Source organism: Acinetobacter sp. BIGb0196, from assembly GCF_011759595.1.
Lineage (GTDB): Bacteria > Pseudomonadota > Gammaproteobacteria > Pseudomonadales > Moraxellaceae > Acinetobacter > Acinetobacter guillouiae.
The window spans coordinates 482,654-501,928 of record NZ_JAAOZA010000001.1 but is presented as its reverse complement, the minus strand read 5'-3'; the positions used below and the strand labels follow the sequence as shown (position 1 = coordinate 501,928).

The window sequence follows — 19,275 nt, the reverse complement described above, 5'->3', positions numbered from 1 at the left end:
AATCAAATAGATAGGTGGTCAATATGCAAACTCCATCTTCAGGACTCAGAACCCTAACAGTTGTGATTGCAATTGTTTTCGGTGTAGTTCTATTAGGCGGCGGAGTATGGCTGGCAGCACTTGGTGGGTCTTGGTACTACATCATTGCCGGGATACTTTTCATTGCAACAGCAATCTTATTACGCAAATTAAATAGTTCTGCTTTATACGTTTATGCAGCATTAGTACTCGGCACAGTTGTCTGGGGACTATGGGAAGTCGGTTCAGACTTCTTCGCGCTTGCACCGCGTTTAGATATTTTAGGTGTGTTTGGCTTATGGCTACTCATTCCAGCAGTAACACGTGGTTTCGATGCCAAAGGTGCTAAAATTGCACTTTCAGGTACATTGGCGATCACCATTGCGGTTATGGCTTATTCTATCTTTAATGATCCACAAGAAATTCGTGGGACTTTAACCAGTAAACAACCAACGCCAGCAGCGATTGATGGTATTGCAGATGCAGACTGGCCAGCTTATGGTCGGACTCAATCTGGTTTACGCTATTCTCCGTTGAACCAAATCAACTCAGAGAACGTTAAAGATCTTAAAGTTGCTTGGACCTATCGTACAGGTGAATTCAAGACTGAAAATGATTCAGGCGAAACAACCAATCAGGTCACACCGATTAAAATCGGTAATAACATGTACCTGTGTACAACCCATCAAAAATTGGTTTCTCTTGATCCTTCTACAGGTAAAGAGAAATGGGTATTTGATCCAAAACTCAAAGCGGATAATACCTTCCAACATTTAACTTGTCGTGGTGTTTCTTATTACGATGCAGACAATACCGTTGGTTTCGCTGCAAGTTTACAAGCAAAAAAATCCTCATCTACCGAATGTCCGCGTAAAGTTATTTTACCAGTCAATGATGGTCGTATCGTTGCGGTAAATGCTGAAACAGGTAAAGCATGTTCTGACTTTGGTCATAACGGTGAAGTTGATTTACAAAAGGATATGCCATTCCCTTATCCGGGTGGTTATATTCCAACATCACCACCTGTTGTCACAGGTACCACAATTATCATTGGTGGTTCAACGACAGATAACTATTCTACTCAAGAGCCTTCTGGTGTTATCCGTGGTTATGATGTAAATACTGGTGCATTACTTTGGGTATTTGATACAGGTGCTGAAAATCCGAATCAGATTCCGGGTCCTGGTCAGAAATATGTCCAAAACTCACCGAATGCATGGGCTCCGCTTGCATATGATGCAAAACTCGATATCGTTTATGTACCAACAGGTGTAGGTACGCCAGATATTTGGGGTGGTAACCGTACAAAACTGCATGAACGCTATGCAAACTCAATGTTAGCAATCAATGCAACAACGGGTAAATTGATCTGGAACTTCCAAACAACTCACCATGATTTGTGGGATATGGATGTACCATCACAGCCAACCTTAGCTGATATCAAAGACAAAACTGGACAAACTGTTCCAGCAATCTATGTATTGACTAAAACAGGCAATGCCTTTGTTTTAGACCGCCGTAACGGTAAAGCAATTGTACCGATTAACGAACGTCCAGTACCACAAAGTGTAAAACGTGGTCCGCAAACTAAGGGTGAATTCTATTCTCCAACGCAACCGTTCTCAGACTTTAACTTAGCACCTCAAGAAAAATTAACGGATAAACAAATGTGGGGCGCAACCATGTTTGACCAGTTAATTTGTCGTGTGTCATTCCACAAGTTAAATTATGACGGTATTTATACTCCACCTTCAGAAAACGGAACTTTAGTTTTCCCTGGTAACTTGGGTGTATTTGAATGGGGTGGCTTATCACTTAACCCTGACCGTCAAATCGCAGTCATGAATCCAATTGGCCTACCTTTTGTCAGTCGATTGATTCCTGCTGATCCTAACCGTAAACAAACAGCCAAAGGCGCAGGTACAGAAGCGGGTGTTCAACCCATGTATGGCGTCCCTTACGGCGTTGAAATCAGTGCATTCCTTTCACCATTTGGCCTACCATGTAAACAACCTGCATGGGGTTATGTTGCTGGTGTAGATTTGAAAACACATGATGTTGCTTGGAAACGTCGTATTGGTACAATTCGTGACAGTATGCCAGGTATTCCATTGCCACCATTTAAAATGGGTGTGCCAATGTTAGGTGGTTCGATCTCAACAGCGGGTAATGTGATGTTCATTGGAGCAACACAAGATGATTACATCCGAGCAATCAATGTCAGCAATGGTGATGAGCTATGGAAAGGTCGTCTACCAGCAGGTGGGCAAGCAACACCGATGACCTATGAAAGCAATGGTAAACAGTACGTTGTGATCATGGCGGGTGGTCATGGTTCATTTGGTACCAAAATGGGTGACTCTATCGTTGCTTATGCATTACCAGATAAATAATCTTAAATTGAGGTAAATAAAAAACAGGTCTTGATGGCCTGTTTTTTATTGCTTTATCTAAATCCATACACTTGTATAAAAGTGAATCTGCTTTTGGGATAAGATAGATATTCTATCCCCCGTTTGATCGCGATATCCATACCACCATGCGATAGCCAATCTTTAAAATGCCCTACTCTTTACCTGACCATCAAAATGAAAACAATCTTCAATACGAATTTTTTGCACAGGTGAAAGTTGGTCAAAGTCAAACCATCGATACTCAGAATGCTCATCGCTTAAATTGATTGACTGATCGTTCTGCAATGTACACCTAAACATAAATGCATGGGAGTTTACTGCAGCATGATAATAAACCCCTGATAAATATTCGATCGAAACATCACAGCCTAATTCTTCTTGGCACTCACGAATCAGCGCATCATGCACTGTTTCTCCCTGATCCAGCCCGCCACCAGGTAAGCCCCATGCACAATCTGCATAGGTTGCTTTCAATAACAAGACTTGTCGATTTTCATTAAAAATCACAGCGTGCGAACTCAAACGATAAAAATCATGAAATCCCATTGCTCAAAACCCACTTAATTGATTATCTTGCCAAATAACATTTTGAAAAAATTAAACGTAGCGCATAAACAATTGCCATAGCAAAAACAGCATAACCCACTTGGGTAAAGATCATCGGAATACAGAGTACGATGGCGGCTGTAATTGGATAAAACCATTTCTTGATTCCTGAAAGATGGTGAATTTCCTGTAACAACCAAAGGCTCGCAGTATAGACAATCAAAGAGATAGCAACAAAATAACTGACGATGTCAGCCGAGATCTCAGCCTTATGCGTCACCACATCCACCGCAGCAGCTAAACCCGCACCAAGGGCTGCAATACTCACGAAAATAAAAAAGTGACCATAGCCCCATGAAAATGCACGTTTACGACTATTGAGTCGTTCAGCCACATCATGATCGAAATATGCCCACCACATGGTAAACATAATCAATAAGCCACCAATGGTCAAAAAGATTAATTCTTGGCTTAACAACTGATTATTTAATGCATCAGAAATTGCTGCGAAACTTCCAATGATCGATTCACCAAGGACAATGATGGTGAGTAAGGCATAACGCTCAGAAATATGATGTGGATGCCACGGTGTCATGTTATTTACTTCAGCAAAGATGGGCACACTCAGTTCAGCAATGACCAAAAGTAGAAACAAATAAATGGTAAAATTTATCGGTGTAAAATGAAAAAGTAGCCAGCCAATCTGTACGATGATAATACCAGCCGCATATCTCAACGCTGTTTGTTTACGCTCAGGATCATTTTTGGCAACACGAAACCATTGTGTAACGAGGCCCAAACGCATGATGACATAACCAATAATGATCACATCAAAATCTTGTTGCTGAAATGCGCTAGGTATCCCTGCTGCAATCACAAGTGAACCAATAATCTGCACAAAGGTCATGATTCGATAAAATACATCATCATTGTCGTAGGCAGATGCAAACCAGCTAAAGTTCATCCATGCCCACCACAACGCAAAGAACACCATAAAATAAAGTGTTAAGCCATGTGATAAATGATTTTCGATAATGCTATGGTGTAATTGTTGCCCTGCTGTAGCAATGGCGACCACAAAAATTAAGTCAAATAACAATTCTAATGAGGTTGCAGCGCGATGTGGTTCGTGTGGATTTCGTGGTGCAAGTGGCTTTAACCACCCATATTTTACAAATAATGAATTTGGCATTATTTTCACATTATTGAGATTATTATCATGATTTTTCCAAAACTCTAGCTTTCATTCAAGTAAAAAACTGAGTTCTTTTGACAATTTTGTTAATGATCTAACATCTATCTCTTAAATTTAAAAATTCATAAATAAAAAGCCCAATCAAAGGGCTTAATAACAAACAAATCTAGCTTGCTAAACCACTAATTTCAATTTAGCAATGTCTTTGATCACGATCGCTTTACCAGTGCTCATATCAATCGGCATCGAAATATGTTGATGTACGACTAACCATTGATCACCTTTCTTTTTCAGACACAATGTAGTTCGACACCATGGCATCTGCAACTTATCTTTAAGCACAGAATTTTCCACTTTTGAATGGCAATGCAATACAGCCAAATCATTTGACGCATAGATCTTCATATTGCGACGTACAATTTGCACATTTTCACTAAAATATGGACTGAATTTCTCCCATTCTTTTTTGTACGCATCGATACCGTCTAATTGTATACTCACATCAAACATATTGATATCATCCGCACATTGATCTAATAGATGATCAATTTTATTACCAAGAACAGCAGCATCCCATAATTCAATTTGAGATATTATCTCGTCGGCAATTTTCACATTACCATCGATTGCTATTTTCATCATAAAACCTCATTATTCTTATTTGTGATGAATTTAACACTTAATAAGTATTATGTGAAGTGTTTTGTTTATTTTTTCATATCTAATCAATTTAAATCAAAATAATCACTGTTCATTAATCTGATTTAAGCAGTTTATAAAACCAACCGTATTATGCTTAGATATTAACCAAAACCTTTCACAAAAATAAATCACTCAATAATACAAATAGATATAAAAAATTCGCACTTCATCATAAAAAGCTTATTTCTAATTTAGTTAATAATTCTTCAATAATTTATTAACTAAATTTAATAATCTTTTTAATTAATGTTGAAGCTGTTATTAAATAATCATTCTCCTTTTATTTAATATTGAAGTTAGCCTAACATATTTAAACTTTAAAAAATCTTTAAAAAAATCATAAATGACTATGAGAAAAAATCATACTACCCCTCCAATATAAGAAGAAACTCAAAACTAAAAATATAAATAGATGATCTAAACTGATATCCAACTCAAGTTTATATATTACGCTTGGAATGATTATTCTATACAACTTAATAATATATATTTTTATGGTTTAATTTCTATGTTTTAAAACCCATTGCAACCATTCAAATATTAGAATTTTATTACCATAAATAGACACTTATTTTTTATCATTTGTTTTTTAGATTCAAAAAAAGCATGTCATTGCAATGACATGCTTTTACTGATTGATGTGGATCATTTATTGCGGATTTAGGTTGGTTCTGTTAAATCTTTTATTTTCTCTGAAGGGCCATTTTTCTTCACCGACTCAATTCCATTATCTCGAGCAGCATCGCCTGAATAGAATTGACTTGTTCCGATAATTTGATGATTTGCTGCTTTTAAGTTGAAATAAGGTTTACCATTTTTCGCTTCTAGGCGATCATAACGTGCATCATCTGGGCTATTTTTTTGCACAGATGCAATACCATTTTGTGCAGAAGCTTTTGCTTTATAGAGCTCACTGGTGAGAATAATTTCCCCATTTCCTGCTTTTAATACAAAGCGATATTGACCATCTTTAGCTTGACTAATTTCATACCATCCTGACATGGTTCACCTCTTCATTATTTTCGGTTTATTTTATTTCACAGCGCTTATTGGACATAAATTAAGCTACTGATATGAAATATAAATGACTTTTCATGTTAAAAAAAGATTAATTTGTTATAACTTTATTGTTTATGTAACGATGCAGAGTTACATAGTTCAAATCAGAAGAATGCTTTTATTATTAAGTCACAATAAAATTTAAAGCCATTTAAAAAAAATGACTTTAAATTTAGATTCTGCATTTAGCCACTAACGATCAATGATCAAAAAAACCTGTGCTGGTATAACCTGGATAGACTGTTTTCATTAAACGCTCGATTTCCGAATCATTGCCACGTAAAAAATTTTCCAAACAATCCCGAAATACCGCAAAAGGAAGGTCATCGTTATCAAAACTGGGCATCTCTTCAGATTTAAACAAACCAAAAAAATGCGATTTTTGTTGTTTTTGATAGAGTTCAGCATGTGCATTAAAGTTATATTGATTGCGACTATAAACCACAAATAGTCCGCCGAACTTACGCCCAGTTTGGATATGCTCAATTTGAAAAAAAGGAAAATCACCGTGGTGCTCCTCCATGTATCCCCAGACGACTTGTTGCATCCAATCAATCTGATCAAAACGACTTAAAATTTGCGTTGCTGCATTACTTTCAAAATCAAGAGAAGTTATTTCAAGCTCTTTAAATAACTCAATTCGAATTTTAAAACTCATCAGGATTACCTTTTATACACGTCGCTTATTTAAAGCATTCAGATTTTTGAAAAGCGACAAGAAAACAGCAGGCTCGGAACACTATGAATCAGCTGTTTCAGCACTCAATTCGATGAACAAACTAACAGATTACTGGAATATCAATCCATGCACTGTTCGGAAAATGTTTCACCAAATAATGCTTTAAAAATTCTGCGGTATCTTTTGAAATCAGTTCATCCTGAGATTCATCATTTAAATTATAAGCAAGTGCATAAAGCTCAAGCCCACGACTTTTTAAAGCCTCTAAACTTAAAATCGTATGATTAATACTGCCCAATCGGCCTGAGCTGACTAAAATCACAGGAAGCTTTTTCTGGGCCACATAATCAATTGAAAGTAAGCTGGTGGTTAGGGGTACCATCAATCCACCTGCACCCTCTAACAAAACAACATCATACGTTTCAGAAAGTCGTTGAGTAGCATCTGCAATTTTTTCAAAATCAATCTCACGCCCATCAATTTTGCTGGCTAAATGAGGCGATGCAGGATAGCTAAAGATTTCAGGCATGGTGAGCTTGGTTTCATCCTCTGGAAACCAGCCCATTCCCATAATCTCACGATGTTGTTCGATATCTTCTGAAATATCGGTATTACCCGTTTGGATTAATTTCTGCGTAATGGTTTTTTGACCTTGCTCATTCCATAATTTGGCTAAATATCCGGTGGTATAGGTTTTGCCAATTCCAGTATCTATTCCACTGATAAAGTAAACTGATCCAGTCATGACATTCTCCGCAAAATACAATAAATAGGATGATAAGTCAGTGAGTAGCGTATATTTCCTGACTGATCAGCCTGTGAAAACTGTTGATAGTGATGATAAAAATCGGCGAGACTCTGCTTTGTCCATCTAAAGCCAGATGCTGTCGCAGTCACTCCTGTGGCTTTTAAATGCTGCAAAATATATTTGGGATGAGAAAAATTGAGATGCTCAATTTGCTCTGAAATATGTAGAATTTCAAAACCATTTCGCTTTAATTGTTGTTGCAGATCGTCAAGGGATAGGTAATTCAGACCTTGCCCTGTTAAGCTTTTAATTTCCTGTAAATTATGCTGTCCAAAAGTTGAAAAACAAAAATACGCATTAGGATTTAAATGATGAAAGGCCTGTTGAAAAACACCATTTAAATCACTCATCCATTGTAAAACGGAACTTGAGCTAATTAAGTCTAAATGTTTTGGAAATTCAAGCTGTTCTATATCGCCAATCCGATATTCAATCGGTTTATCCGCAGGAAAATGCTGCTGAACTTCGGGGTATAGATCATTTAAAATCAAATGTTTAATTTGCAAATTTTGCAGTAAAAGCTCAGTTAAGTTTCCAGAACCACAACCGATTTCAAACACATTTTCATAGTGTGCTGGGCAATATTCACTTATTAAATTAAACAGTTGTTGTGCAATATTTTTTTGTACGACCGCATGTTCAGTATAGCTCTGCCCTGCCTGAGCAAAACGCAAGGCAACCTGTGATTTATCAATTTCTGGATGTTTCACATTCAACTCACAACAACGGAGTTAGCTGATCTAGATCAGCATGGGTGATTTGAGCAGTTAAACAGATACGTAACCGTGAGCTGTGTTGCGGCACAGTCGGGGGACGTACAGGCATAATATAAAATCCCACATCTTGTAATGCTTTGGCCTTTTCAACCGTTTTAATCGAGTCACCTACAATGACCGGAACAATATGTGATGTTGATGGGCACTCAAAACCTTTGCTTTGAACAGCCTGTTGTAGATACTGACTTGTAGACTGCAAATATTGACGGCGCTGATCTAAGCCTAAAACTTTCTGAAAAATAAAGTTTGTCCATGCCATACATATTGGCGGTTGTGCAGTACTGAAAATCAAAGGGCGCATCGCATTAATCAAATAATCGCGAATCACCGCATGACAAATTAAATAACCACCAACTGAAGCGATTGCCTTACCAAAAGTTCCCACGAGTAGATCAATATCATCAATCACCTCATATTGTTCAGCACAACCTAAGCCCTGCTGACCACGTACTCCAATTGCATGTGCTTCGTCTACATAGAGCATGACTTTTGAAAATTGTTGCTTAATACTCACCAATGCAGCCAAGTCTGTCTCATCACCATCCATACTAAAAATCGACTCAGTCACGACAATAATGCGCTCAAAAGCCTCATCTGCATGATATTTTTGTAAAAGCTGAGTCAGGTGATTTAAATCATTATGACGATAACGCACATATTTGGCTGAGGATAAGCGAATCCCATCAATCATACTGGCATGAATCAATTTATCTGCCAGAATCAGCGTTTTACTGTCTGCAAGTGCAGGTAAAATACCAATATTCATATGATAGCCACTGTTAAATAACAATGCCGCCCGACCATGAAAAGCCTGAGTTAAACTATTTTCAAGCAGTTCATATTCTGGAAAATGTCCAGTCAACAAGCGTGAAGATGATGAACTCATTCGTCGTTGATCATTAGGTGTTTCATCAAAAAACTGTTCACGTAATGTGAGATCAGATGCCAATCCTAGATAATCATTTGAAGCCAAATTGAGCATTTGATGCTGATCAAGGCAGATATAACGTCCTTGCTGAACATTCGAACGAAATTGGCGTAAATTGCCTTGCTGTTTAAGCACATCAAGCTGCTGTGAAAAATGTTCAAGGTGCGTATTGATCAAGCTCATGTGCTTTGCTCCATACCTTTGACCACCTCGACCAATTGTTCCAGCAAAGTTTTTAATTCTTGTGCTGTGATGATATATGGAGGCATGACATAGACCAATTTACCAAATGGTCGTATCCAGATACCACGACGTACAAATTCCTGTTGTAAAGTCTTCATATCGACATTCACAGTCAATTCAACCACACCAATCGCACCAAGAACTCGCACATCATGGACATGATTAAGGGACTGTAAGGGCTGTAAGGCATCTCTAAGCTGAGCTTCAATTCTTTGAATATTGCTCTGCCAATCTTGAGAAATTAATAATTGTGTACTTTTGACAGCAACTGCACATGCCAAGGGATTTGCCATAAAAGTTGGGCCGTGCATAAATACACCCGCTTCGCCCTGACTTATCGTTTCAGCAATATGCTTGGTGGTTAATGTCGCAGAAAGCGTCATATAGCCACCCGTTAGGCCTTTACCGAGACACATAATGTCAGGTTCAACTTGTGCATGCTCCCATGCAAATAGTTTTCCTGTACGCCCAAAACCCGTAGCAATTTCATCAAAAATCAGCAAAACATTGTATTTTTCGCAAAGCAATTTGGCTTGACGCAAATATTCAGGATGGTAAAAACGCATCCCTCCCGCACCTTGTACAATTGGCTCAAGAATTAAACCTGCAATCGTTGCATGCTGTTCAGCCAAAGTTTTCTCAAGTTCAGCAATGTCATTTTGATCCCATTGCTCATAAAATCCGACTTGAGGGGCTGGAACAAATAAGCGATTAGGCAAACTTGAACCAAAAATTTGATGCATGCCCGTTACAGGGTCACAAACAGACATCGCATTCCAAGTATCGCCATGATAGCCAGATCGTGGGGTAACAAAATTAGTTTTCTCTGTATAGCCCTGTGAAGACCAAAACTGTACAGCCATCTTCAACGCCACTTCTACAGCGACAGAACCAGAATCTGCAAAGAACACTTTATCTAAATTAGGCGGGGTCAGTTGAACCAGTAATTTTCCAAGCTGGATCGCTGGATCATGGGTAAATCCACCAAACATGATATGTGACATATCCTTTAACTGATCTGTCACCGCTTGATTCAACTCAGGATGATTATAACCATGAATCGCACACCACCACGAAGACATCCCATCTATCAATTGGCGCCCATCTTCAAGTTCAATGGTTGCACCATAGGCTTTTTTAACCTTAAAGGTCGGTAAGGGATTGGTCATAGAAGTATATGGATGCCAAATATGTTGCCGATCAAAGTCCAGATCATCTAACTTTGATTGTTCAAGATCGACATCATCAAACCCATTATTTAAATCGGTCATCCGTTTACTCCATGTGCATTACAATTACAGCAAAAAACAGTTTAGCGATGTTAAACCTGCGCGCAATAAAAATAAATTGCGAGATTCACCACTGATCCATAGATTTATTCTATTTTTTGTAAATATTGGCAGATTTTGTCACTTAGACTTAAAAAATCAAAAACTGGAACGCCATGTGAACCATTTACCAGCTCGACATCTAAAAACTTTGCTGTGAATTTTTTGAAATTCTCATAGACTTTGTTACTAACTAAGAAATCCTGTTGAGCAAATATATGATACTGTTTGCCAGCATAGTTATTTAAGATCGTGACATTATTTAATTGCTCAAGACACGCCAATCCCTGTTTTAATAACGCTAAATTTTGTGGCTGAATCAAACTTTGCAAATGTACAAAATCTTCTCGCGTGGTTGCGGTGCCCTGACAAACCATAAAACCAAATTTCTTTAATGTCGCAATCGCATCATGTTCAAAGGACTGTTTAAAGTTATGAAAGGTTGTTTGGCTCATTGCCGTTTGCCACTCAGCATTTGCCACAAAACAAGGGTTTGAAGCCAGTGTAATCAAGACTTTTTGTTGTTGGTATTGCTGTTTAATTTGCTCGACCAGCAAGCTTGCCAATTGCCCACCTAAAGACCAACCACAAATCACATCAAAATCTTTGGCTTGCTCCACCTGCTGTTGTAAAACACTTTGATCCAGCGCATTAAAGATATTGATCAATACAACTTCATGGCCTTGTTGTTGTAAAGCCTGTTGTAAAGCATTGAGTAGTTTGGTTCCACCGCCCCAACCTGTGATCAGCAAAATACGTTGATTCAATTTAAGCCACTATAAAACAATAACGATGTTTTATTAGATCATGCTTAAAATTGAACGACAATCGGACTTCTAACTATTTCTGATGGTGTAAATCGACCAATAAGCTGGCTGGAATCACTTTTTGCCAAGTGCGTTTAAATTGCTGATGTACTTGATCAATTGCAAACTGACTTTTTCTCGAAATTTCATGTGCTTTTGCAATATCATCTGCCCGTGTATAAGCAATCAAATAATCTAGTCCATCCAGTTCCACATGGAACCATGATTCAACATGCACACCTTCAGCCTGAAGTGTTTCAATTGCCTCATGCTTACGCCTATTCAATTGATTTTGCCATGCAACAACATCGTCCATCATGGCTACTTTTAGTTGAATCAATACTGCACCGACATCCATAATGTTAGGTTCTATTTATTTTAAACGGTCTTTCATCATAAATGGCATGTGAACAATTGCAAACATTTTACATTCCGCCTAAACCTTAAAATTTGCTAAGATCAAATCAGGATCAATTTAGGAAAGTGTTTGTCATGAAACTATCACGACTGTTCAGTATTAGCTTACTTTCCGTTTCAGCTTTATGCATATTGAACACGGCCAGCCATGCGGAAAGCTCTATTCTCTCCAAACTGGATTCCAACCAAAAGCAATGGGTAGGTAAGCCTGCACCAAGTTTTAAACTACAAGATCAAAATTCAAAATGGCACGAACTGAGTCAATATAAAGGTAAATGGGTTGTTCTCTACTTTTACCCAAAAGATGATTCACCAGGCTGTACACAAGAGGCCAATCAATTTAAATCACTCTACCCACAATTTATAAAAAATAATGCGGTGGTGCTCGGTGTAAGTTTGGATGATGTGAAATCTCATCAAAAGTTCTCCGAAAAGCTGGGACTAAATTTTCCAATTCTTGCCGATAGCAATCATCAACTCGCAGACCAATTTGGAATCATCCGAAACTTGGGCATTGCCAAAATAGCAAAACGAGAAACTTTTTTGATTGATCCACAAGGAACAATTGTCTATCACTATAGCAGTGTAAATACCCAAACACATGCCGATCAAGTTTTAGCAGATATTCAGAAGTTTTCAAAGAAATAACCACTGAAGTATTAAAAAAAGCCTTTAGATAAATATCTAAAGGCTTTTTTTAATCTAAAACGTATCACCTTAAGCAAGACGCTTAGTGTGTCTTACATTTGAGATTGAATATAATTCTGTAAACCAATTAACTCAATCAAACCTAATTGTTTTTCAAGCCAGTAAGTATGATCTTCTTCAGTATCGTTCATTTGTTGACGCAGCATATCACGGGTCACGTAATCGCCTTTTTCTTCACATAGCTTTACGCCTTGCGCCAATTTTTCACGTACATGATATTCCAATGCCAAATCGGCTTTTAAACAGGTTACAACATCTTCACCTGTGACAATATCGTCACGCTTCATGTTCGGCGTACCTTCAAGGAAAAGTACACGGCGAATTAAAGCGTCTGCATGTGAAGCTTCTTCTTGCATTTCATGATCAATACGTTCATAAATTTTGCTTAAGCCCCAATCTTCATACATACGTGAATGAATAAGATACTGATCACGAGCAGCCAGTTCGCCACCGATCAACATATTTAGATAGTCTATGACTTCTGGATTGCCACGCATTTCAATTACTCCACATTCTTTTGCAATAGTATGGACAAATTTTGCAAGTTTTGCAAAAGACAAAATGTGTAAGTTTATGATTTTTATAAAATTAAAATGATAAACATACGCATTTGCAATTTGAATAAGTATTTTTTCATATAAAAAATAACCGCTTACAATATTTCATTGATGGTTTATTGGTGATTTTTCATCAAATTTCAAAATGATTTATTTTGTAACCATTAAAAATGCTTCTTATTCACCCTCATTATTCCATTTTCTGTTCATTTTCAATGACAGAACCATCACTTTATCTTATTGGCTTTTTTTAATGCTAATATTTCAAGACAATTTTAACTTTAATATTTATGATATTGAATATTAACAATTAGCAGGAAAAAAATAATGTCTCAGGGAAACACATCAGCACCTATTCTAGTTACAGGTGCAACAGGCTATATTGCCAGTTGGGTTATTCAAAAATTACTTGAGCAAGGTTATACCGTTCATGCCACTGTACGTGATCTTAATAAGAAACAAAGCTTTGCACATTTAGAGAAAATCGCACAAGCTAGCTCTGGCACACTAAAACTATTTAAAGCCAACCTTTTAGAAAATGGTTCTTTTGATGAAGCCATGCAAGGCTGTGAAGTTGTGTTGCATATGGCTTCACCATTTGTTGTGACCAATTATAAAGATGCCGTTAAAGATATTATTGAACCTGCAATTTTAGGCACGGAAAATGTCTTAAATAGTGTCAATAAAACAGATTCTGTCAAACGAGTCATTGTGACTTCAAGTATCGCGTCTACTTATGGCGATGCAATTGATATTTTAAAAACGCAGCATAATCAGTTTGATGAATCTCATTGGAATACCACCAGTTCAACCACGCACCAACCGTACCCTTATTCAAAAGTTATGGCAGAGCGTAAAGCATGGGAAATGGCAGAAGCACAAAATCGTTGGACGCTGATCTGTGTTAACCCTGCATTGGTACTTGGCCCATCACTGACCGCAAATACACAGTCAGGGAGTGTAGAAGTCTTAGAGCAATTTGCCAACGGCATGACCTTACTCGGTGTCCCACCGATGTGGAATGGTATTGTGGATGTTCGTGATGTTGCTGATGCGCATATTTTGGCAGCATTCAAGGAAAATGCAGCTGGGCGTTACATTATTAGTGGTGGCTCACTCAGCCTTTTGGAAATGGGTAAAATTTTACGTCAAAATTTTGGACAAAAATTTCCTTTTCCACGCAACCAAGTTCCGAAAAAAGCATTTAAATTTATTGGACCTGCATTTGGCTATTCGCGTGATTTTATTGAAAAGAATATGGGCTACCCTATCTTTTTTAATGCTGATAAAAGCAAACAGGAACTGGGGATGAGTTATCGTAATATTGAAACCAGTTTAGTCGAGCATTTCCAGCAGCTCCTTGATGACGGTGTGGTGAAGAAATATATTTAATAACAGCTCAACTGATTTTTAAATCAAAAAAGCCTTTTTCAATCATGAAAAAGGCTTTTTGGCTTATAGCGTTCAATATCAGCTAAGGCTTAAAAATCAAAAGTTACGCCAGCTTTATAAGTACGGGCTCCCCCCACCACTGCATAGTTTTGGTTAAACATCCCTTCCCAATATTTTTTATTGGCGACATTATCCACATTGAATAAGAATGTAGTATTTACCCCACCTAATTTTGTTTTATAACGAGCGCCTAGATCAACAATAGTATAATCAGGTAATTCAAGTGTATTGGCATCATTCATATATTGATTACCAACATAATTTGCACGAGCATTGACATTGAACCCTTCAAGCATCGGAATTGCATAATCTAGCCCTAATGATGCTGTCCACTCAGGTACACCAAAAACCGTATTTCCTTCATTTGATACACCTTTGGTTACTGCAGCTTTAGTTAACTCTGCATCTGTATAGGCAATATTTCCAAGCAGATTTAAGCCATCCATGATTTCACCTGAAAATGACCATTCCACACCGCGAGAACGCGTTTCTGCATCATCTGTGGTAATCTGCGTATTTTTATTTGCATCAGCTTGATTAAAAGTAGTCACCATGGTGCTTGGTTTTTCAATTTGATAAAGTGCAAATGTATTTAACCAAGATCCTGCCTGATACTTCGCTCCAACTTCATATTGTTTGGTTTGAAAGGGTGCAAAGGTCTTTCCTGCATTCACATCTTTTAACGTTGAATCTACAGTTGAACCTTCAACTAAACCTTCCACATAACTTGCATAAAGAGAAAGATTTTCACCAAACGGTTTCAATACAACACCTAAACTTGGTGAAACTTTATCATCACTATAAGCTGTCTTTTTCTGAAGATTTTTAGTGTCTATATCTTGGTAACGTGCACCAACGATTAACTGTAATTTATCATCTAACATTGAAAGCTGATCTGTTAAGGTATAACTGACATATTTATTATCACCCAAAGGTAGAATCGTAGGATTCGCTAAAGGCATATTTCCATTATCGGATGGATTGTAAATATTGGTCTCGAAAGGTACAGGCGTCGCACCTTGTCCAGTATGCTGATTGTATTTACGTTTCAGATAATCTGCACGTAAACCTAAAGTATGCTTGATCATACCTGTATCAAATTTTGCTTCAAAGCCTGCATTGGCAGCAATGTTATGCTCCTGTGAACCCACTCGGTAATATTGTGAGGTTGCATTTCCATTTAAATTCGTCACAATCATACGAGTACCAAATAAATGTCCCGCGTACTCTTTCTCAACATAACCTATTCCAGCAAATGCTTTGATATCAGGAGTAAATTTATATTCTCCCGATAATCCAACAAAATTGCTTTTAGTATTTCCTTCTAAATGCGGAAAATAATTTAAATCCCCTTTAGGTGCTGCGAGCACTTGGCTAATTCCATTCCCTTTTGAGTCTTTTACTCCCATTGCAATCATGGCAGGAGAACCACCTTTGCGATTGTCACGAATTGCATAAGAATCAAAATTAATCTTTAGTTTATCTGTGGTGTAATCAGCAGCAATCGCTCCTGAAATATGACGATCATCCATTCCATCAACAATATGCTCGCCTTGACCATACACACCATTCACACGCACACCAAACTCTTTGTTCTCACCAAAACGACGAGATACATCAAAGCCTGATTGATAATATCCCACATCTTGAAACGATGCAGAAACTTGGGTGAGTTCTTGATCTGCTCGTTTAGAATTGGCAATCACCACAGCTCCTACACTGCCTGTAGGTGCAACACCAGTTACCAAAGCATTAGGACCTTTAAGTACGGTTACCGATTCTAAAAACTCTGTTGGAATACGTCCATAAGGTGCAACACCAAAAAATCCGTTATAGTTCATATCTTCATGATTGACATCAAAACCGCGAATTTTAAAGTTCTCGTTTAAATGCCCTTGATTGGTTGTAATCCGAATCGCAGGATCATTTTTCAACACTTCAGCCACAGTTTTAGCTTGTTGATTTTCAATCAATTGTTCCGAATAAGACGTGATACTAAACGGCGTATCTATAATTTTCTTATTTCCCAATGGCCCCAAATCTGTATTTTTTTGCAAAGCACCATTGGCAAATGTTGGTTTTTCTTGTTCTTTTTCAGCAGCGACCTTAATCGTAGGCAAAGCAGTAATTTCATCATTTGCCCAAATTGTTTGTGTAAGTCCCCCACCAAAAAGCACGATTGAAATAGAATTGACCAGAAATGTTCGAGAAAAATTTTTCATATAAATAATAAGACACTTTTCAAATGATAATGATTATTATATATACTTTCACTATTGTTAAGAATTGTAATTTCTCATCTAAAGTTAAGTTTAATGGAAAATTCTAATAAATAAGAATTATTATCATATAGCGTGCTAATGATAGATCAAGCAGCCTTGCGAAATACAATCGCTAAAATACAGTGCTCAAAATTCTATTGAAAAATGATGACTTGTTGATTTGCTATCGCATCAATCTCGAATTGATGATTTTAATTTTTGAAAACTGCAAAGATACAACAACTGTATCTTTGCAGTAATTTTAGAGTTAATTTAAACGAATCTATGCCTGTCCATACTCAGCCATTAATGCTAAAAACTCCTGCTCATTCAGTACAGCGACACCCAGTTTCTCTGCTTTTTCAAGCTTAGAACCGGCTTTTTCACCCGCAACCACACATTTGGTTTTGCTCGATACACTGCCACTGACACGCGCACCAAGTGCTTGTAGCATTTGAGTCGCATCATCACGCCCCATGGTTGCCAATGTGCCTGTGATCACCCAACTCTCACCATTTAAAGGCTGACGGGTGGGTGCAACTGGTGCATCCCAATGGATCCCTGCTGCAAGCAAACGATCAATCACTTCAAGATTATGTGGAGCTTGGAAAAAATCAACAATCCACTCAGCCGTAATATCACCAACATCTGGAGTTTTCTTTAATGCTTCAAGATCAGCATGACGAATCGCATCCAGCGTCTGGAAAGTGTTGGCAAGCATACGTGCCGTGGTTTCACCTACACCACGAATACCCAAGGCATAAATAAATGCAGCAAGTGTAGTTTTCTTACTGTTCTCAATCGCATCCAATAAGTTTTGGACAGATTTTTCACCCATTTTTTCAATGGTTAGTAACTGTTCACGATGCTCATGTAAATGGTAAATGTCGGCGACATCCTTTAACAAATCAAGATGTAATAGTGACTCTACCCAGCGATCACCGAGACCCTCGATATCCATTGCTTTACGTGAAACAAAGTGACGAATGGCCTCAATACGTTGTGCAGAACAATATAAACCACCCGAACAACGTGCCAAAGCCTCCCCTTCCGGCATTACGACAGGAGAAGAACATACTGGACAATTTTCAGGTAAATGTACTTCTGTCACGTCATTTGGACGAAACTCTAACCATACTTTTTCAACTTTGGGAATCACATCACCACTACGATAGACACTGACCGTATCGCCAATACGAACGTCCAGACGGTGAATTTCACCAATATTGTGCAAAGTCACATTAGAAACCGTTACACCGCCCACAGCCACAGGATTTAAGCGTGCTACAGGGGTTAAAGTCCCGGTACGTCCGACTTGCCAATCAATATTTTCAACCGTTGTTAAGGCTGCAACTGCGGGAAACTTATACGCTGTTGCCCAACGCGGTTCACGACTTAAAAACCCCAGCTTTTGTTGCTGTTGAAGATCATCAACTTTGATCACCATGCCATCAATTTCAACCGCTAAATTCGGGCGCTCTTGGTTGATTTGCTGATATTTTTCTTGTACTTCTTGAATACTTTCACAAATAAAATGACGTTCACCCACAGCAAAACCAAAGTTAGTCAACCATTCAAGACTCGCTGACATTGACTCAATGCCATGATGCGGCTCACATTGTGCAATACCATAAGCATAGAAAGCCAAAGGGCGAGATGCTGCAATACTTGGATCAAGCTGACGTAGACTACCAGCCGCAGCATTTCGAGGATTGGCAAAGGTCTTTTCACCTTTCGCTTCATTTTCAGCATTGAGTCGTTCAAAGCCGGCTTTTGGCATCAATACTTCACCACGAACTTCTAACAAGCGTGGTACTGTCACTTTATCCGAAGACAAGACTTTCGGTAAATTACGAATAGTTTTTACATTTTGCGTAATCACTTCGCCTGTTTCACCATCGCCACGGGTTACGCCACGTGTCAATACACCATTTTCATACCAGAGCGAAATTGCCAATCCGTCAAATTTTAGCTCGACATCATATTGAATCTTTTGATTGGGCAATCGTTCTTCGATACGGCGGGCAAAAGCAAATAACTCGTCCTGATTAAATACATTGCCCAAGGACAGCATTGGTACAGTATGGGTAATGGTTTCAAATTTAGACAGCGGTTTTCCACCCACTTTATTGATTGGGCTATCTGCCTGAACCAATTCTGGGTGTTGTTGCTCTAAGGCTTTGAGTTGGTGAAATAACTGATCATATTCACTGTCTTCAATACTCGGCTGATCCATCACATAATAAGCGTGATTATGTTTTGCAATGAGTTGAATCAATTGACGCATTTGCGTCACGACAGGATTATTTTCCATAAATTTTTTCACCATAAAAAGGCGGAATACTCCGCCTAAAATTCTGAATACCAATTATAAAGTA

General features: G+C 38.0%; 17 protein-coding genes. 3 read left to right on the top strand and 14 right to left on the bottom strand.

Going from position 1 to position 19,275, the window contains the following annotated elements:
- The first annotated feature begins 23 nt into the window (after window positions 1-23).
- A complete protein-coding gene (locus FHR28_RS02360; protein ID WP_004724013.1) occupies window positions 24-2,411 on the top strand; it encodes a glucose/quinate/shikimate family membrane-bound PQQ-dependent dehydrogenase in 2,388 nt (795 codons plus the stop codon).
- Between the two features lie 162 nt (window positions 2,412-2,573).
- On the opposite strand, the gene FHR28_RS02355 is transcribed toward FHR28_RS02360, so the two are convergent.
- The 11 genes from FHR28_RS02355 to FHR28_RS02305 all read right to left on the bottom strand — a co-directional run bounded on the left by FHR28_RS02355 (window position 2,574) and on the right by FHR28_RS02305 (window position 11,860).
- Window positions 2,574-2,978 (bottom strand): NUDIX hydrolase, encoded by a 405-nt coding sequence (locus FHR28_RS02355; protein ID WP_056513976.1) that lies wholly within the window; start codon window positions 2,976-2,978, stop codon window positions 2,574-2,576.
- Between the two features lie 22 nt (window positions 2,979-3,000).
- On the bottom strand, window positions 3,001-4,170 hold the full coding sequence (locus tag FHR28_RS02350; RefSeq protein ID WP_004724015.1) for a low temperature requirement protein A: 1,170 nt from the start codon (window positions 4,168-4,170) through the stop codon (window positions 3,001-3,003).
- A gap of 177 nt (window positions 4,171-4,347) precedes the next feature.
- On the bottom strand, window positions 4,348-4,812 hold the full coding sequence (locus tag FHR28_RS02345) for a YybH family protein (protein WP_004724016.1): 465 nt from the start codon (window positions 4,810-4,812) through the stop codon (window positions 4,348-4,350).
- Between the two features lie 723 nt (window positions 4,813-5,535).
- Window positions 5,536-5,877 (bottom strand): YegP family protein, encoded by a 342-nt coding sequence (locus FHR28_RS02340; protein WP_004724017.1) that lies wholly within the window; start codon window positions 5,875-5,877, stop codon window positions 5,536-5,538.
- A gap of 256 nt (window positions 5,878-6,133) precedes the next feature.
- Entirely contained in the window at window positions 6,134-6,592 is a 459-nt protein-coding gene (locus tag FHR28_RS02335; RefSeq protein ID WP_154130754.1) for a hypothetical protein, read from the bottom strand.
- A 121-nt stretch (window positions 6,593-6,713) separates the two neighbouring features.
- Window positions 6,714-7,358: a dethiobiotin synthase gene (gene bioD, locus FHR28_RS02330; RefSeq protein WP_004724021.1), complete on the bottom strand. Its 645-nt coding sequence runs from the start codon at window positions 7,356-7,358 to the stop codon at window positions 6,714-6,716.
- The gene (gene bioC / locus FHR28_RS02325) at window positions 7,355-8,131 is read right to left on the bottom strand and encodes a malonyl-ACP O-methyltransferase BioC (protein WP_105714439.1); all 777 of its coding nucleotides are present in this window, start codon (window positions 8,129-8,131) and stop codon (window positions 7,355-7,357) included. Before bioC ends, bioD begins: the two co-directional genes overlap by 4 nt.
- 7 nt (window positions 8,132-8,138) lie before the next feature.
- Window positions 8,139-9,308 carry an 8-amino-7-oxononanoate synthase gene (locus FHR28_RS02320; RefSeq protein WP_166781858.1) on the bottom strand — a complete coding sequence of 390 codons (1,170 nt, stop codon included), beginning with the start codon at window positions 9,306-9,308 and terminating at the stop codon, window positions 8,139-8,141.
- Window positions 9,305-10,639 carry an adenosylmethionine--8-amino-7-oxononanoate transaminase gene (gene bioA, locus FHR28_RS02315; RefSeq protein ID WP_166781857.1) on the bottom strand — a complete coding sequence of 445 codons (1,335 nt, stop codon included), beginning with the start codon at window positions 10,637-10,639 and terminating at the stop codon, window positions 9,305-9,307. Before bioA ends, FHR28_RS02320 begins: the two co-directional genes overlap by 4 nt.
- A gap of 104 nt (window positions 10,640-10,743) precedes the next feature.
- A complete protein-coding gene (locus FHR28_RS02310; RefSeq protein ID WP_166781856.1) occupies window positions 10,744-11,463 on the bottom strand; it encodes a YqiA/YcfP family alpha/beta fold hydrolase in 720 nt (239 codons plus the stop codon).
- A 73-nt stretch (window positions 11,464-11,536) separates the two neighbouring features.
- The gene (locus FHR28_RS02305) at window positions 11,537-11,860 is read right to left on the bottom strand and encodes a DUF6176 family protein (protein ID WP_034614586.1); all 324 of its coding nucleotides are present in this window, start codon (window positions 11,858-11,860) and stop codon (window positions 11,537-11,539) included.
- A 134-nt stretch (window positions 11,861-11,994) separates the two neighbouring features.
- Between FHR28_RS02305 and FHR28_RS02300 the strand changes: the two genes are divergently transcribed.
- Window positions 11,995-12,567 carry a peroxiredoxin gene (locus FHR28_RS02300; protein WP_105714444.1) on the top strand — a complete coding sequence of 191 codons (573 nt, stop codon included), beginning with the start codon at window positions 11,995-11,997 and terminating at the stop codon, window positions 12,565-12,567.
- Window positions 12,568-12,659: 92 nt separating this feature from the next.
- On the opposite strand, the gene ftn is transcribed toward FHR28_RS02300, so the two are convergent.
- The gene (gene ftn, locus FHR28_RS02295) at window positions 12,660-13,124 is read right to left on the bottom strand and encodes a heteropolymeric bacterioferritin subunit Ftn (protein ID WP_004724037.1); all 465 of its coding nucleotides are present in this window, start codon (window positions 13,122-13,124) and stop codon (window positions 12,660-12,662) included.
- 387 nt (window positions 13,125-13,511) lie between these two features.
- On the opposite strand from ftn, the gene FHR28_RS02290 reads away from it, so the two are divergent.
- The gene (locus FHR28_RS02290) at window positions 13,512-14,576 is read left to right on the top strand and encodes an SDR family oxidoreductase (protein ID WP_151957679.1); all 1,065 of its coding nucleotides are present in this window, start codon (window positions 13,512-13,514) and stop codon (window positions 14,574-14,576) included.
- 89 nt (window positions 14,577-14,665) lie between these two features.
- Here FHR28_RS02290 and FHR28_RS02285 read toward each other — a convergent pair whose 3' ends face one another.
- Together FHR28_RS02285 and ligA are read right to left on the bottom strand one after the other, a co-directional pair.
- Window positions 14,666-16,858: a TonB-dependent receptor gene (locus tag FHR28_RS02285; RefSeq protein WP_166781855.1), complete on the bottom strand. Its 2,193-nt coding sequence runs from the start codon at window positions 16,856-16,858 to the stop codon at window positions 14,666-14,668.
- A 322-nt stretch (window positions 16,859-17,180) separates the two neighbouring features.
- Window positions 17,181-19,211 carry an NAD-dependent DNA ligase LigA gene (gene ligA, locus FHR28_RS02280; protein ID WP_151957681.1) on the bottom strand — a complete coding sequence of 677 codons (2,031 nt, stop codon included), beginning with the start codon at window positions 19,209-19,211 and terminating at the stop codon, window positions 17,181-17,183.
- Window positions 19,212-19,275 lie beyond the last annotated feature (64 nt).